Raw genomic sequence first — 15,307 nt, 5'->3', positions numbered from 1 at the left:
ATTACCCTAAACACGCTTTCCAGGCGTGCGACTTAAACCACTCATCCACCTCTCCAGAATCCCCGTGAAACAAGGCGCTTGGCGTTTCGTTCACAGAGGCTGCGCAGTATATAAGCCCTATTCATCCGGCGCAAGTGTTTTGTAAGCGGAATGAGAAAAAAGGGCGTCGACATACTCGCCCACCCCTTCCCGCTCGCGCCGCAACCAGCCGGCAATCGCCGCGCGGAAACGCGGATCGGCAATGTAATGGGCGGACCAGGTGCGCTCCGGCTCAAAGCCCCGCGCCAGCTTGTGCTCGCCCTGGGCGCCACCCTCGAAGCATTGCAGGCCGGCGCGGATCGCGTACTCCAGGCCCTGGTAGTAGCACAGTTCGAAATGCAGGCAGGGAATATCGGCCACCGCGCCCCAGTATCGCCCGTACAGCACGCCGTCCTGCACCAGGCACAGGCTGGCCGCCAGCGGCGCGCCGTCCCGCTCGGCGACGAACATCAGGCAATGCGAACCCAGCCGCTCCGCCAGCAGCGCGAAGAAGGCCGGATTCAGATAGGGCGCGGAACGGCGTTCCAGATAGGTCTGCCGGTAGCAACGGTAGAAAAACGCCCAGTCCTCGGCGGCGATGGTCTCCCCGCGCAATGTCCGCACGCTGACGCCGGCCTCTGCCACCTTGCGCCGCTCCTGGCGGATCTTCTTGCGCTTGTCGCGGCTCAGCGTGGCCAGGAAGGCGTCGAAGTCGGCATAGCCGCGGTTGCGCCAGTGGAACTGCACGCCTTCGCGCAGCAGCCAGCCGGCCTCGTCCAGGGCTTGCGCCTCCTCCCGCGCGGGAAACAGCACGTGGGCCGACGACAGGCCGTGCTCGTCCACCACTTGCTCCAGGCCGGCGATCAATTGCGGCCAGGCCGCCGCGTCGCCCAGCAGCCGCCGGCCACCCACCGGGCTGAACGGCGAGGCCACCACCAGCTTGGGATAATAGTCCAGGCCGGCGCGGGCATAGGCTTCCGCCCAAGCCCAGTCGAACACGTATTCGCCGCGCGGATGCCGCTTCAAATAGGCTGGCGCCAGCGCCTGCAAGCGGCCGTCCCGCTCCAGACCCAGCGGCAAGGGCAGCCAGCCGCTGGCCTCGCCCACGCAAGCCGCCCGCTCCAGCGCCTCCAGCCACGGCCGGCCCACGAACAGATTGCCGCCTTCCCCCAGGCCCGCCCATTGTTCCGCGCTCCAGGCGCCCACTCTCTCGTGCAATTGCAAGGACACCATGATTCCTCTCGGGCGTTTGCGCCGTCTATCAGGTAAAATTCCATCTATCTCGAAACATTCGGTTCCCTATCAAGATGCGTATCGCGCTCGCCCAGTTCAACCCCGTTGTCGGCGATATCCCCGGCAACACCCGCAAAATCCTCGACCTCGCCCACGCGGCCATCGCCCAGGGCGCGGACGTGCTGGTCACGCCGGAGCTGGCCTTGACCGGCTACAGCCCGGAAGACCTGCTGCTGCGCGACAGTTTCTACCGCGCCTGCAGCCAGGCGCTGGACGAACTGCTGGAATTGGACGGCATCACCCTGGTGGTGGGCCATCCGGCCCGGATGGGCGCGGATCGCTTCAACGCCGCCACCGTGCTGCGCGACGGCAACCGTCTGGGCCAGTATCACAAGATGCTGCTGCCCAACGATGAAGTGTTCGACGAATGCCGCTACTTCACCCCCGGTGCCGCGCCGCTGGTGTTCCAGCAGGGCGAGGCCAAGGTGGGCGTGCTGATCTGCGAGGACGTCTGGTCCGTCGACCCGGCCGCCGAGGCCGCCGACGCCGGCGCCGACGTGGTGGTGGTGCTCAACGCCTCGCCCTTCCATCGCAACAAGATTGAAACCCGCCACGACGTGGTGCGCTTCCGCGCCGAGGAAACCGGCCTGCCCTTCGCCTACGTCAATCTGACCGGCGGCCAGGACGAACTGGTGTTCGACGGCGCCTCCTTCGCCGTCAACCGCGCTGGCGAGGTGGTGGCCCAGGCCGCCGCCTACGACGACGAACTGCTGATCGTCGATTTCGACGGCGGCGATCTGCTGCCCGGCGCCAAGGCGGCCCTGCCCGGCCCGCTGGAAAGCGTTTACCGCACCCTGGTGGCCGGCGTGCGCGACTACATCGGCAAAAACGGCTTCCCCGGCGCGCTGCTGGGCCTGTCCGGCGGCATAGACTCCGCGCTGACGCTGGCGGTGGCGGTGGACGCGCTGGGCGCGGACAAGGTGCACGCGGTGATGATGCCCTCGCGCTACACCGCGGACATCTCGGTGACCGATTCCCGCGACATGGTGCAGCGCCTGGGCGTGAAGTACGACGAGATCGAAATCTGGCCGATGTACGAAAGCTTCGTCCAGGCGCTGGCGCCCAGCTTCGCCGGCCTGGCCGAGGACACCACCGAGGAAAACCTGCAGGCCCGCATCCGCGGCACCCTGCTGATGGCGCTGTCCAACAAGAGCGGCAAGCTGGTGCTCACCACCGGCAACAAATCGGAAATGACCACCGGCTACTGCACCCTGTACGGCGACATGGCCGGCGGTTTCGCCGTGCTCAAGGACGTGGCCAAGACCCTGGTGTTCGAACTGTGCCGCTGGCGCAATCTGCAAGGCGAGATCATCCCGGAACGCATCATCACCCGGCCGCCGTCGGCGGAATTGCGCCCGGACCAGACCGACCAGGACAGCCTGCCACCCTACGAGGTGCTGGACGCCATCATGGCGCGCTATGTGGAGGAAAACCTGTCCGCCGAGGCCATCATCGCCGAAGGCTACGCCGAGGCCGACGTGCGCCGCGTGGTGCGGCTGCTGAAGATCAACGAGTACAAACGCCGCCAGGCGCCGGTGGGCCCGCGCGTGACCCACCGCGGTTTCGGCAAGGACTGGCGCTACCCCATCACCAATAAATTCAGCTGATCCCCCAGCCGGGGCCGCCCCGCCCCGGCCCCGCGCATGACATAGGCGATGCCGGATGCGTTAAACTGTCCGGCTCGCGCCGGACCGACCCCACCCGCCCGGCGCAGAATCTCGCTCAAGGAAACAATAATGCGTCTAAAAAAACTGGGACTATGCGCCGCGCTGTGCGGCATCGCGCTGCTGACCGGCTGCGTCTCGCCGATCGCCAACAAAAGCGCGGACCAGGCCGTCCGCAAGATCATGCTGCAAAACTGGAACAGCAAGGGCTACAACCTGGACGCCGACATCGGCTTCGATGAGCTGAGCGTCGCCGACGTCGACAAGGCCAAGGAAGACGGCAGCACGCTGGAACAGGCCGCCGCCTCCGCCGCCGATCAAATCGCCCGCAGCATGCGCCTCAACATCAAGGCCGCGCTGGACGTGCCGGGCGGCAAACTGGAACTGATTCCGGCGCTGCGCCTGGAGCGCCGCAACCTGCTGACCAGCGTGCAACTGCCGCTGCAATTCCACGCCAAGGACCTGTCCTTGCTGGTGGACCCGTCCGCCGCCTATCTGTTCGTGCCGGAAATGCAAGCCTACGAAGGCAAGTTCCTGCGCGTGCGGCTGCCGCAGCGCGTGGCCGACAACTTCCCGCTGCAGGCCATGTACCAGGCGATGCCGAAACTGCTGGACGAAGCCTACGCCAAGGTGGACAAGCAGGCGTTCAGCTTCCAGCCGCTGGACTCGCGCGCCGCGGAACTGGGCGCGCGCTACCGGCTGCGCATCGCCATGAACCGCGCCCAGGAAAACCAGCTGGCTTCCCACATCATCGCCGGCCTGATCCAGGTCGCGCGTCAGGAAGCCGCGCGCAAGCCGCAGATCAAACCCGGTCCGCTGGGCAGCGAAAGCCTGCTGCAGATGATCGACAGCCTGATCAAGGCCTCCGAAGCCAATCCGCTGAACAGCAACACCGTCAGCGATCTTTACGTCAGCCGCGGCGGCGACCTGCTGGCCATCCGCCAGACCATACGCTTCAACAGCCCGGGCTTCCGCGGCCAGGCCCACGCCGACATCCGCTACAGCAACCAGGGCAAGCCGGTATTCGCCTACCAGCCCGCCGAGGCCGACATCCTGGACCTGGAACGCCTGGACAAGCCGGAGTGGCTGAAATCGCTGGGCCTGGCGCTGCACGCGCTCAACCAGCCGTCGGCGGCCGACGAAGAGGCGACGGCCGCGGAAGAAACCGCCGCGCAATAATCGCTAACAAAACGGCGTCGCCGCCGACGCGCGCGCGGAAACCGCGCGCCGTCCCGGCGGTCCCATCTTGGTCACGCGGCCCGGGCCGCCCACCGCAAGGATTTCCCCGCATGAAGATGAAACTGATCTCAGCCGCAGTCGCCCTCTCCGCGCTGGCGCTGCCGGCCGCCTCCCACGCCGCCGCCATCGCCCAGCTCAAAGCCTTCGTCGCCGGCAACAAAACCCTGAGCGCCGACTTCAAGCAAGTGGTCAGCAACAAGAGCAAGCGCGAGGAAGCCAGCGGCCGGCTGGAAATCGCCCGTCCCGGCAAATTCCGCTGGGAATACAGCAAGCCCTATGAACAATTGATCGTCGGCGACGGCAAGACGCTGTGGGTCTACGACAAGGATCTGGCGCAAGTCACCCGCAAGGCCCAGGGCGCGGCGCTGGGCTCCAGCCCGGCGGCCTTGCTGGCCGGCAACAACGCCATCGAGCGGAACTACCAGTTGCAGGAAGCCGGCAAAACCGGCGAAGTGGAATGGCTGTCCGCCAGCCCCAAGCAGGCCGATAACAGCTTCAGCGCCATCCGCATGGGCTTCAAGGCCAATATGCTGGTGGAAATGGAGCTGACCGACAGCTTCGGCAACCACACCAAGGTCAGCTTCAGCGCGCCGCAGCAGAACCCGCCGCTGCCCGCCTCCCGCTTCGCCTTCGTGCCGCCCAAGGGCGTGGACGTGGTCAGCGGCGACTAAGCCGCCCCGCCGCCCTCCAGCCGCCTCCGGGCGGCTTTTCTTTTAGAACCTGTTCAAAGTCGCTGCGCTTCAGCGCTACGGCCTTGAAAACGTCTTCGGAGCGCTCATGTGCTTCTTGCGCACTCCGCCTCCTCAGCCGCTTTCGCCTGGTCCCGCTCTTGCTCGCGAGACGTGGAGCGATGCGGGCATCGTGCCAAAAACGCCACAAATTCTCATCGTCCTTGCTGAGCCGGCTTGACTTTATCCTATCTAAAAACATATCTTAAGATATATTTTTCAGGAGAGCCGCCATGCCTCACCGTCTCGACACCCTGCTGCGCCGCCTGGGCGGACGCAACGCGCATCATCGTCTCCACGCGATGGCCCGGCACGGCCACGACGGCGGCCATGGCCGACACGGAGGATTCGGCGGCTTTGGCGGCGGCGACGACGAAAGCATGACCCGCGGCCGCAAATTCAGCTCCGACGAATTGCAGCTGCTGTTGCTGGCTCTGCTGGAAGAGCGCCCCAGCCACGGCTACGAACTGATCAAGGCGCTGCAAAGCCGCAGCAACGGCTTTTACAGCCCCAGCCCGGGCATGGTCTACCCGGCGCTGACCTATCTGGAAGAACTGGGCCATATCTCGGTGAGCGAGGAAGGCAAGCGCAAATGCTATGCGCTGACAGAGGCCGGCCGCGACTATCTGGAACAGAACCGCGAACAAGTGGAATGGATGATGGCGCGGCTGCAGCACATCGCGCGCAAGATGAACTCGATCCGCCGCGCGCTGACCGGGGAAATGCCGCCGCCGGACGACGCCGTCGGCAGCTGGATTCCGGAACTGACCCGGGCCCGCGGCGACTTGAAGCAAGCGCTGATGCGCACCGCCAACGTCGACGAGGACGAACAACGCCGCATCGCCGCCATCCTGAGGCAAGCCTGTGAGCAAATTCTGGGCGACACCGGCTAATAAGGTGCTGACGGCCAGTTACGCACCGGCGAGAGGGACTCAGCAAGGCCTTGAAACCCGCTTTGAAACGCTTATGCGCCGTACGCGCATTCCGCTTTCTCAGCCGCAAAGTCCCCCGCTCTTGCCCGCATGGCCGTAAACAGCGTCCAAGAAGCTGTTCACGCCCCCAAGCCGCCCAGCCATGATTTCAAGACAGGATTCTCTATGACCACACCCGATCTGACCGTGCAACGCCTGCGCCACCCGCTGCGCTTCCGCCTGCTGCAAGTGCGCGCCATCCGCCCGCTCGGCCCCAAGCTGCTCCGCGTCACCCTGGGCGGCGAGGAACTGGCGGGCTTCGCCACCGCCTCCTTCGACGACCACCTCAAAGTGTTCTTCCCCGAACATCCGGACGCCAAACCCGCGCTGCCGGCGCTGGTGGACGAAACCCTGATTTATCCGGAAGGCCAGCCGCGCCCCACCGCGCGCGACTACACCCCCTGCCGCTTCGACCCGGAGCGGCTGGAGCTGGACCTGGAGTTCGTGCTGCACGAGGCCGGCCCCGCCACCAGCTGGGCGGCTCAGGCCAAGCCCGGCCAATACCTGGGCATAGGCGGCCCGCGCGGCTCCTTGGTCATTCCGGCGGCTTTCGACTGGCATCTGCTGATCGGCGACGAGTCCGCCTTGCCGGCCATCCGCCGCCGCCTGGCCGAGCTGCCGCCCGCGGCCAAGGTCATCGCCCTGCTGCAAACCAGCGAGGCGGGCCAAAGCTGCGAACTGCCGGCCCATCCCAATGCCGACATCCGCTGGGTGCACCAAGGCGCCGACGCCGAGCCCGCGCTGCTCTCCGCGCTCAAGCCGCTGACGCTGCCGGCGGGCGAAGGCTTTGTCTGGGCCGCCGGCGAATACCACGCCATCCGCGCGGTGCGCCAATACCTGCGCGAGGAACGCGGCATAGACAAGAGCCGCATCCGCGCCGCCAGCTACTGGCGGGAAGGCAAGGCCGCCAGCCACGAAACCCTGGAAGACTGACACGACAAAGCCCCCGAGATGGGGGCTTTGCTTATCCGTCGGACCCGCTTAACCCAGCGGCCAGTTCAATACCACGATGGAGTCGTTGTAGTCCTGGTCCGCGCCGTCCTCCGCGCCCACCAAGGCCAGGTTCAGACGATTGGCCAACACCACCTGGCTGGACACCAGGTCGGACTGCTTGCCGTTGACCGTCACCGCCACCCTCACCGCGCCGGAACCGGAGTTGATCACCCGCGTGCCCAGATTGCGGTCGTCCACGCCGCTGCCGCTAAACGTGGCGCGCGGCTCGTTGTCCACGTATACGGTGATGTTTTGCTGATAAGCCGCATTGGTCAACGCGGTCACGCCGAAGTTGATGCGCGGGGGAAGAGTGAATACTCCTTGCTGAGCCATCGTCGTTCTCCTGTAAGGGTTCAAACGCCAAACTTCTCAGAGCCTGTTTGAAGTCTCGCGAACTAGAGCGAGACAAGGCGTTGCGGCGGAAAAAGCGACATGCACTCGTGGCACATGAGCGCTTCGGAACTGTTTTCAACGCCGTATCGCCGACGCGCAGCAGACATTGAACAGGCTCCCAGGCCGGTTTCCGCGCGCCGACGCGCAGAAGAAGCCCTCCGTCTCAAGCTGCCACTGCCTCCATTACCGTAGGCAAGCGCGCCCGCGTATTCACCGGGCCCAAAGGTCAGGACAAATACAGACTATCCGAACCAGACCACGCTGAGCGGGCGCTCACAGCCCGGCATGCTATAGTTTGAAACCCTTTTGCAGCGCTTGCGCGGCCCGCTTCGGCTCCCTCTCCCACCCTCACAGATAGGACATTTGAGTTCAATAAAACAATAAATAATTAATATATTAAATTAAAAGGAAAAATGCATGTTAGATAACACCCGCCCACTTCCCGTCAATCAAAACCCGTCCACGGATTCCGGCCTGGAAGTTCACCCCATCGGCTCCCTGGAAACCATAGGCATCATCGTCGGCACCAATATCGGCGCCGGCGTGCTGGGCATTGCTTTCGCCGCCCGCAAAACGGGTTACCTGCCCTTGCTGGCCTGCCTGATCCTCACGTGCGTCATCTGCATCATCACCATGCTCTACACCGCCGAGGCCTGTTTGCGCACCCGCGGCAATCACCAGCTCAGCGGCCTGGCGCAACGCTACCTGGGCAGCATCGGCGCTTGGCTGATTTTCATCGCCGTCGCCGCCAACAGCTATGGCGCGCTCACCGCTTATATGAGCGGCAGCGGCAACATCCTCGCCGATTTCTTCAATGAATACGGCCTAAGCCCGCAGCTGGGCAGCCTGTTGTTCTTCATTCCCTCCGCCTTGATTCTGTATCTGGGGCTGAAAGCCTTGGGCGCCGGCCAAAAACTGATCAGCGGCGCGATGATGACCATCGTCCTCGTCCTCATTTTCGCCACGATCTCCCATCCCTCGTCCAACGTCGCCTATCTGCTGCAAAGGGAATGGGAATACGTGATCCCGGTGTTCAATCTGGCGGTCTTCGTCTTTGGCGCGCAATTCCTGGTGCCGGAACTGGTGCGCGGCAATCAGCATCAAGCCCGTCAACTGCCGCGCCTGATCGTGGTCGGCATGCTGGCCACTTTGCTGCTGGTGGCGGCCATTCCCGCTTCGGTGATCGCACTGGTCGGCAACGACAACGTCAGCCAGGTGGCCACGCTCAACTGGGGGCGCGCCCTGGGCAATTGGGCGTATTACACCGCCAACATCTTCGCGCTGCTGGCCATGATGACCTCTTACTGGGGGCTGGGCGGCTGCCTGCTCACCAATATCTTCGACCATTTCCGGCTGGGCCCGGAAGGCCACCCCGTCAAACGCTGCCTGGTGCTGGCGGCGATCGCGCTGCCGCCGTTTCTGTTCGCCTATTCCGGCGCCTCCAGCTTTGTCGGCGCGCTGTACTTCGCCGGCACCTTCGGCGGCGTGCTGATGGGCATCATGCCCATCATCCTGCTGAATCGGGCGCGCCGCCACGGCGAAACCGTTCCCGCCTTCCGCTGCGGTTGGTACGCCCATCCGCTGATCCAGGCCTTGATCGCGGCGACCTTCGCCGGCAGCGGCCTGTACGCCATCGCCGCCGCCATGGGCTGGCTGCCGGCTAGTTGGTAACACCCCCAAGAAAGCCCGCATATGAAACGTTCTCTCTGGCTGCAAGAAGTCTCCGCCGACCTGACCGACGGCAATGCATTGGACCGCGACTTGCACGTGGACATCGCCATCATCGGCGGCGGCTTCGTCGGCCTGTGGACCGCGCTGCAGATACTGGAAAAACGCCCGGCCACGCAAATCGCCATTGTCGAGCAGGATGTCTGCGGCGGCGGCGCTTCCGGCCGCAACGGCGGCTTCGTCATGTCCTGGTGGCCCAAGATCCGTTCTCTGAGCGCCATCTGCGGCCCGGGCGAGGCGCTGCGCCTGGTTCAGGCCTCAGAACAGGCCATCGACGATATCGACGCCTTTTGCCGCCGACACGCCATCGATGCCCACTTCCGCCGCGCCGGCTGGCTGTGGACCGCCACCACCCCGGCGCAGCACGGCGCCTGGCTTGACGTGCAGCAATTGGCGGAGCGCCTGGGGCACCCCACTTTCGTGCCGCTGCCGGCGGAGGAAGTCGCCCGCCGCAGCGGCTCGCCGCAACACCTGCAAGGCGTGATCGAGACCGGCAACGCCACCGTGCAGCCGGCCCGGCTGGCGCGCGGCCTGCGCCGCGTCGCGCTGGAAAACGGCGTGCGCATCTTCGAACACAGTCCGGTGCGGCGGATAGAACGCGGACAGCCGGCCCGGCTGATCACGCCGGGCGGCACGCTGAGCGCGGACAAAGTCGTGATCGCGAGCAATGCCTGGGCCGTTTCCGTCCCGGAGTTGGCGCGCAGCGTCCTGCCCGTCACCAGCACCCTGCTGGCTACGCCGCCCATTCCCGAGCGGCTGACGGCGATAGGCTGGACCGGCGGCGAGGCCATCACCGATTCGCAACTGCTGGTCGATTATTACCGCACCACCCGCGACCACCGCATCGTCTTTGGCAAGGGCACCGGCCGCTTTGGCTTCAACAGCCGCATCGACGCGGGCTTCGACGATGATCCGGCGCTGAACGCCTTGACCGAGAGCGACTTCCGCCGCGTCTACCCGACGCTGGCCGACGTGGCCGTTGAGCACAGCTGGTCCGGCCCCATAGACCGCAGCTACGACAGCCTGCCGCTATTCGGCCGCCTGCCGGACGCGCCCCACCTCGTCTACGGCATAGGGTGGAGCGGCAACGGCGTAGGCCCCAGCCGCATCGGCGCGCAGATTCTCAGCAGCCTGGCGCTGGATCTGGACGATGCGTGGAGCCGCTGCCCGCTGGTGGGCCGCGCTGTGCGCCAATTCCCGCCGGAGCCTTTTCGTTATCTGGGCGGCAAGCTGGTCCGCGCCGCGGTGCTGCGCAAGGAGGCCGCTGAGGCCGAACGACGCCCCGCCGCCGGCCTGGACCGCCTGCTCAGCCGGCTGGCGCCGGCCGGCCTGGAGGACAAGGGCTAGACGCCCAAATAAAAACCGCAGCCTCCCTGGCTGCGGTTTTCATGACCGGCACCGCTCTGACCGCGCTCAGTTGCGCGTCACCGCATCCCCGGGCGCGTAAGCGCCGGCGTCTATCGGCGAATGCGCGGCGATGTACTCGCGCAGCATTTCGGCGTCGACGAAGCCGGTGTTGACGTAGCCCGGATGCTTGTTCATCAGCGGGTAGCCGTCGCCGCCGGCGGCGATGAAGCTGTTGACCGCCATCCGGTAGGTCTTGGCCGGATCGATGGGCTGGCCGCCGATCAGCGCCTGCCGCAGTTCGCCGCCGACGATGCGCAGCTTGACGCCGGCGAACTGGCCGAAGGCGCCGGCGCCGGGCGTCATCCGCGCGGCGGCCTTCAGGTAATCCAGCGCTTCCTGGCCGTTCAGGTCCACATAAGCCAGGGTGCTGCCAAAGGGATACACCTTCAGCACATCGCGGTAATTGATCGCGCCGGCCGGCAGCGAATCACGGATGCCGCCGGAGTTGGATACGGCGAAGTCCGCCTTGACCTTGTCCATCATCACCCGGCCGACGAAGACGCCCAGATTGGTGGGCTGGCTGCGCACCACGCCGCGGTCGCCGTCCAGCTTGGCGCTGGTCCGCCCCACCGGCACATCCAGCGCCGCCTGGCCCTTGTTCTGATAACTTTGCAGGAAGTTGCGCAGCTTGCCGTCTTCCTCGATCAGCTGGGTGTACGGCACTTTCTGATCCTTGCCGTCCGCGCCCTTGACGCTTTTCTTCAGATTGACCGGAATCAGCTGGTATTTGGAGAGCTTGAGCTTGCCGTTGCGGAACTCGAAATCGGCACGGCCCACGTATTTGCCCCACTCGTGCGCCTGCACGATCCAGGCGCCGTTCTGGCGGTCCGGCGCGCAGGGCGCGCCCGGCACATAGGCGTCGTCGCGCTGGTTTTCCGCCTTCATGCACACCGGGTTCTGGCTGTGGCCGCCCACGATCAGGTCCAGCCCCTTCACCGCGCGGGCCATCTCCACGTCGCCCGGCGCGTTCACGCCGTGCTGGCCGTCGGTGTAATGGCCCATATGGGTGGCGGCGATGACGATGTCGGCCTGCTGGCGCAGCTCGGGCACCAGCTTGCCGGCCTCGGCGATGGGGCTGCGGAACTCGATGCCCTTGACCTGCTCCGGGTTCACCATCTTGGCGGTGTCGTCGGTGGTCAGGCCCAGCACCGCCACCCTCACCCCGCCCAGATTGAACATCGCGTACGGGTCGAACATGCGCTTGCCGTCCTGGTAGATGTTGGCGGACAGCATGGGGAAGTTGATCCACTTGCGCTGTTTCATCAACACCGGCACCGGCTTGTCGAACTCGTGGTTGCCCACCGCCATCGCGTCGTAGCCGATGCGGCTCATGCCGCGGAAATCCGGCTCCGCGTCCTGCAGATCGGACTCCGGCACCCCGGTATTGATGTCCCCGCCGGACAGCAGCAGCATATAGCCGCCGTCGGCCTTGACCTCGGCGCGCACCTGGTCCACCAGGGTCTTCTGCGCGGCCAGACCGTATTCGCCGTCGCTATTGGGCCAGAAACGGCCGTGGTGGTCGTTGGTGTGCAGGATGGTGATCTTGTAAGTCTTGTCTTCGACATAATTGCCCTTGCCGGGCGTGGCGGCGCAGGCGGAGAGCAGGCCGGCGGCCAGCAGGGACAGGGCAAGCGGTTTCACGGATAGTTTCATCGTTGATCCTTGGTTTTTATTGGAATGCATGCGCGCCGCAAAAATGGCGGACCCGCGGGCCCGCCATTGCTGAAAGTCATTCCCTCGCCGGACGCGCACAGCTTCCGGCCGGGCGCCCAAGCTTATTTGCTCCAGCTGTCCTTCAGGCCCACACTGCGGTTGAACACCGCCTTGACCCCCGGCTGATGCTCGTAACGGTCGGTGACGAAATAACCCAGGCGTTCAAACTGGAAGCGGGACTCCGGCGCCGCCTGCAGCACCGAGGCCTCGACATAGGTCGGCACCAGCTTCAGCGATTCCGGGTTCAGGAACTGGCGGAAGTCCAGATATTCGCCGTCCTCGCCGCGCACCGCGTCCGGACGCGGCTCTGTGAACAGGCGCTCGTACCAGCGCACATCGGCCTCAATCGCGTGCTCGGCGGACACCCAGTGGATCACGCCCTTGACCTTGCGGCCTTCCGGGTTCTTGCCCAGCGTGTCGTGGTCGATGCTGCACTTGAGTTCCACCACCTTGCCTGCCGCGTCCTTGACCACTTCCTCGCACTTGATCACGTAGGAGTAACGCAGGCGCACTTCGCCGCCAACGGTCAGGCGCTGCCACTTGGGCGGCGGCACTTCGGCGAAGTCGTCCTGCTCAATCCAGATCTCGCGGGCGATCGGCACTTCGCGCTCGCCGAACTCAGGATGATGCGGATGGAAGGGCGCGCTGCGGCTGGCGGTGACGGCGGCATCGTAATTGCTCAGCGTCACTTTTAGCGGATTCACCACCGCCATCACGCGCGGCGAATCGTTTTCCAGCGTCTCGCGCACCGCGCCTTCCAGAATGGTCATGTCGATGATGTTTTCGCTCTTGGACACGCCGATGCGTTGAGCGAACAGCTTGATGCCCGCCGGGCTGTAGCCGCGGCGGCGCATGCCGGCCACGGTGGGCATGCGCGGATCATCCCAGCCGCTCACCGCGCCCTCGTTGACCAGCGCCAGCAGCTTGCGCTTGGAGGTCAGCGTATACAGCAGTTCCAGGCGCGACGATTCATACTGGCGCGGATGGCAGCCGATGCTGATATTGTCCAGCACCCAGTCGTACAAGGGACGATGGTCTTCGAACTCCAGCGTGCACAAGGAGTGGGTGATGCCTTCGATGGCGTCCGAAATGCAATGGGTGTAGTCGTACATCGGGTAGATGCACCACTTGTCGCCGGTGCGGTGATGATGCGCGCGGCGGATGCGGTAGATGGCCGGATCGCGCAGATTGATGTTGCCGGAAGACATGTCTATCTTCAGGCGCAACGTCTTGCTGCCATCCGGAAACTCGCCGTTCTTCATGCGGGAGAACAGGTCCAGGTTCTCCTCCACGCTGCGTTCGCGGTAGGGGCTGTTCTTGCCCGGCTCGGTCAGGCTGCCGCGGTACTGGCGCATTTCCTCGGCGGACAGATCGTCCACATAGGCCTTGCCGGCCTGGATCAGCTCCACCGCATAACCGTACAGGCGGTCGAAGTAGTCGGAAGCGAAGCGCACGTCGCCGTCCCACTTGAAACCCATCCAGCTGATGTCGTCGATGAAGGACTGCACGTACTCCGGCGACTCTTTCTCCGGATTGGTGTCGTCCATGCGCAGATTGCACTTGCCCTGGTAGTCCTCGGCCAGGCCGAAGTTCAGGCAAATGGCCTTGGCGTGGCCGATATGGGCGAAGCCGTTGGGTTCCGGCGGAAAGCGGGTGACGATGCTGCTGTGCTTGCCGGAGGCCAGGTCCTCGTCAATGATGTTGCGGATGAAGTTGCTGACAACCGGCGCGTTGTTTTCCGTGCTCATTGTTTTGTGCGGTGCGAGTTTATGACTAATCGAAGATTGTAACCGATTTCGCCCCCGCTGGGAGCGGACCGGCCTCGCCCGCCCCGCCTTTGGCCGCCTTACAACAAAGCCCGGCCCGACAACTGCTCCAGCAAGGCCAGCGGCGACTGCTGCGGCTGGGCCATCTCCGCCACCGGCAACCAGAAAGTCTGCTCCAGCATGAACTGGCCTGACATCACCGCGTGCGACGCGTGATCCGAGAAACAGACCCAGGCGCAACCGGGCGGGAACGGCATGGTTTCCTGCGGACATTGGCGCTGATAATCCAGGTCCGCCTTCATCGCGTCGTGCAGATGCAGCATGATGTGATCGTAAGCGCTGCGCTTGCGCTTGGTGATCTTCAAGCCCGCCAACAAGGCCGCCGAACCCGGCCACTGCCGCGGCACCCGCGGCAACATGCGCCGCGCCATATCGGTGAACGGTTCGCCCACCCGCCACACCCGGGGCTCGCCATTGGGGTTGATATTGCAGAACACCCGCAGAATGCGTTCGCCGTAATTGGGACGGGACGGAAACGCGTCAACATGCAGCCGGCTGTCGTCCTTGCGCCAGGACGTCCGACGGTCCTCCACCCGCATCAGCCGCAGGCTGGTGGGCGCCGCGCGCAGCTTGCCCTGATATTCCGGCAACAAGCGCGCGGCCAGATCCGCAGCGGCCCGCTGGTAGCGCGCGATCAAGCCGCGCACCTCCGCCTCCCGTTCCGCGCCGCCCACCACGCCGTGCAAGGCGCCGTTGTCCGGCTCCAGGCTGATGTTCTTGCGTTTGGGATCGGCGACGGCCGGGTCCAGCAAGCGGCCCTCCTCGGCCAGCAGCTTGAAATCAAAGCTGGGCAGATACAAGACCTTGCCCTGCTCCAACTCATCCACATAGCGGCCTTGCGCCGCGCCGTCCACCCATACGATCTGGCTCGTCATCTGAGCTCCTAGCTGAAACAATGATTTCCACGCGGCAAGGAGCGGCTGACAAAGCCGACTGGCCCGAGGCCAGACCCGCTTTACAAGTCGCTCACCCTCGGCCGCGTCTATAGAACCTGTCCAAAGTCCCGCGAGCACGCGCGAGACATAACTTGGCGAAAATCGCTGAGAAAGCGGCATGCGCTCGTGGCACGGGAGCATTTCGCAGCGGCGCTCACCCTGCCGCGTCTCACGGAAGCGCAACAGACTTTGAACAGGCCCTAAGCGGCCGCCCCGCCAAGCCGTTTACCGGCCCTGCAAGCGGGCCGCTAGGATACGCCTGCGGCCGGGGAATGTCATGCGGGAACCCCGGCGCCCCGTTCCTGCGGCCAGGGCGCGCAGCGCCTTGATTTTGATGGGCAAAACCGCCCTTGCGGCAAAACCCTACTGCAACCAAGGCAATTTCCAATAAAAAACAAG

12 protein-coding genes are annotated in these 15,307 nt (G+C 64.9%); 7 read left to right on the top strand and 5 right to left on the bottom strand.

Going from position 1 to position 15,307, the window contains the following annotated elements; genetic code table 11:
- Positions 1 to 117 precede the first annotated feature (117 nt).
- Positions 118 to 1,251: a GNAT family N-acetyltransferase gene (locus ACODRW_RS06240; RefSeq protein WP_488905374.1), complete on the bottom strand. Its 1,134-nt coding sequence runs from the start codon at positions 1,249 to 1,251 to the stop codon at positions 118 to 120.
- Positions 1,252 to 1,325: 74 nt separating this feature from the next.
- Here ACODRW_RS06240 and ACODRW_RS06235 point away from each other — a divergent pair, with 74 nt between their 5' ends.
- The 5 genes from ACODRW_RS06235 (at position 1,326) to ACODRW_RS06215 (ending at position 6,846) form a co-directional block, all read left to right on the top strand.
- Positions 1,326 to 2,918 (top strand): NAD+ synthase, encoded by a 1,593-nt coding sequence (locus ACODRW_RS06235; RefSeq protein WP_107800170.1) that lies wholly within the window; start codon positions 1,326 to 1,328, stop codon positions 2,916 to 2,918.
- Positions 2,919 to 3,047: 129 nt separating this feature from the next.
- Entirely contained in the window at positions 3,048 to 4,154 is a 1,107-nt protein-coding gene (locus ACODRW_RS06230) for a hypothetical protein (RefSeq protein ID WP_488905373.1), read from the top strand.
- Positions 4,155 to 4,264: 110 nt separating this feature from the next.
- Positions 4,265 to 4,885: an outer membrane lipoprotein periplasmic chaperone LolA gene (lolA, locus tag ACODRW_RS06225; protein ID WP_107800172.1), complete on the top strand. Its 621-nt coding sequence runs from the start codon at positions 4,265 to 4,267 to the stop codon at positions 4,883 to 4,885.
- 290 nt (positions 4,886 to 5,175) lie between these two features.
- Positions 5,176 to 5,835 (top strand): PadR family transcriptional regulator, encoded by a 660-nt coding sequence (locus ACODRW_RS06220; RefSeq protein ID WP_486636892.1) that lies wholly within the window; start codon positions 5,176 to 5,178, stop codon positions 5,833 to 5,835.
- A 204-nt stretch (positions 5,836 to 6,039) separates the two neighbouring features.
- A complete protein-coding gene (locus ACODRW_RS06215; RefSeq protein ID WP_227103957.1) occupies positions 6,040 to 6,846 on the top strand; it encodes a siderophore-interacting protein in 807 nt (268 codons plus the stop codon).
- Between the two features lie 48 nt (positions 6,847 to 6,894).
- Here ACODRW_RS06215 and ACODRW_RS06210 read toward each other — a convergent pair whose 3' ends face one another.
- Positions 6,895 to 7,239: a fucose-binding lectin II gene (locus tag ACODRW_RS06210; protein WP_107800175.1), complete on the bottom strand. Its 345-nt coding sequence runs from the start codon at positions 7,237 to 7,239 to the stop codon at positions 6,895 to 6,897.
- Positions 7,240 to 7,716: 477 nt separating this feature from the next.
- Here ACODRW_RS06210 and ACODRW_RS06205 point away from each other — a divergent pair, with 477 nt between their 5' ends.
- Entirely contained in the window at positions 7,717 to 8,970 is a 1,254-nt protein-coding gene (locus tag ACODRW_RS06205) for an aromatic amino acid transport family protein (protein ID WP_488905372.1), read from the top strand.
- Positions 8,971 to 8,991: 21 nt separating this feature from the next.
- Complete coding sequence (locus ACODRW_RS06200; protein ID WP_253314433.1) at positions 8,992 to 10,374, top strand: NAD(P)/FAD-dependent oxidoreductase; 1,383 nt, start codon at positions 8,992 to 8,994, stop codon at positions 10,372 to 10,374.
- A gap of 66 nt (positions 10,375 to 10,440) precedes the next feature.
- Here ACODRW_RS06200 and ushA read toward each other — a convergent pair whose 3' ends face one another.
- The 3 genes from ushA to kdoO all read right to left on the bottom strand — a co-directional run bounded on the left by ushA (position 10,441) and on the right by kdoO (position 14,848).
- The gene (ushA, locus tag ACODRW_RS06195) at positions 10,441 to 12,087 is read right to left on the bottom strand and encodes a bifunctional UDP-sugar hydrolase/5'-nucleotidase UshA (RefSeq protein WP_488905371.1); all 1,647 of its coding nucleotides are present in this window, start codon (positions 12,085 to 12,087) and stop codon (positions 10,441 to 10,443) included.
- A gap of 122 nt (positions 12,088 to 12,209) precedes the next feature.
- Complete coding sequence (locus tag ACODRW_RS06190; RefSeq protein ID WP_107800179.1) at positions 12,210 to 13,895, bottom strand: glutamine--tRNA ligase/YqeY domain fusion protein; 1,686 nt, start codon at positions 13,893 to 13,895, stop codon at positions 12,210 to 12,212.
- 98 nt (positions 13,896 to 13,993) lie between these two features.
- The gene (gene kdoO / locus ACODRW_RS06185) at positions 13,994 to 14,848 is read right to left on the bottom strand and encodes a Kdo hydroxylase KdoO (RefSeq protein ID WP_488905370.1); all 855 of its coding nucleotides are present in this window, start codon (positions 14,846 to 14,848) and stop codon (positions 13,994 to 13,996) included.
- Positions 14,849 to 15,307 lie beyond the last annotated feature (459 nt).

The organism is Chromobacterium sp. FG89, assembly GCF_057808735.1.
Note: the sequence above shows the minus strand (reverse complement) of the source record. Positions and strands in the feature narration are given on the sequence as shown.

Coding starts and splice junctions, on each gene's coding strand:
- ACODRW_RS06240 (WP_488905374.1), bottom strand. CDS start 1,251: ATGGTGTCCTTGCAATTGCACGAGAGAGTGGGCGCCTGGAGCGCGGAA.
- ACODRW_RS06235 (WP_107800170.1), top strand. CDS start 1,326: ATGCGTATCGCGCTCGCCCAGTTCAACCCCGTTGTCGGCGATATCCCC.
- ACODRW_RS06230 (WP_488905373.1), top strand. CDS start 3,048: ATGCGTCTAAAAAAACTGGGACTATGCGCCGCGCTGTGCGGCATCGCG.
- lolA (WP_107800172.1), top strand. CDS start 4,265: ATGAAGATGAAACTGATCTCAGCCGCAGTCGCCCTCTCCGCGCTGGCG.
- ACODRW_RS06220 (WP_486636892.1), top strand. CDS start 5,176: ATGCCTCACCGTCTCGACACCCTGCTGCGCCGCCTGGGCGGACGCAAC.
- ACODRW_RS06215 (WP_227103957.1), top strand. CDS start 6,040: ATGACCACACCCGATCTGACCGTGCAACGCCTGCGCCACCCGCTGCGC.
- ACODRW_RS06210 (WP_107800175.1), bottom strand. CDS start 7,239: ATGGCTCAGCAAGGAGTATTCACTCTTCCCCCGCGCATCAACTTCGGC.
- ACODRW_RS06205 (WP_488905372.1), top strand. CDS start 7,717: ATGTTAGATAACACCCGCCCACTTCCCGTCAATCAAAACCCGTCCACG.
- ACODRW_RS06200 (WP_253314433.1), top strand. CDS start 8,992: ATGAAACGTTCTCTCTGGCTGCAAGAAGTCTCCGCCGACCTGACCGAC.
- ushA (WP_488905371.1), bottom strand. CDS start 12,087: ATGAAACTATCCGTGAAACCGCTTGCCCTGTCCCTGCTGGCCGCCGGC.
- ACODRW_RS06190 (WP_107800179.1), bottom strand. CDS start 13,895: ATGAGCACGGAAAACAACGCGCCGGTTGTCAGCAACTTCATCCGCAAC.
- kdoO (WP_488905370.1), bottom strand. CDS start 14,848: ATGACGAGCCAGATCGTATGGGTGGACGGCGCGGCGCAAGGCCGCTAT.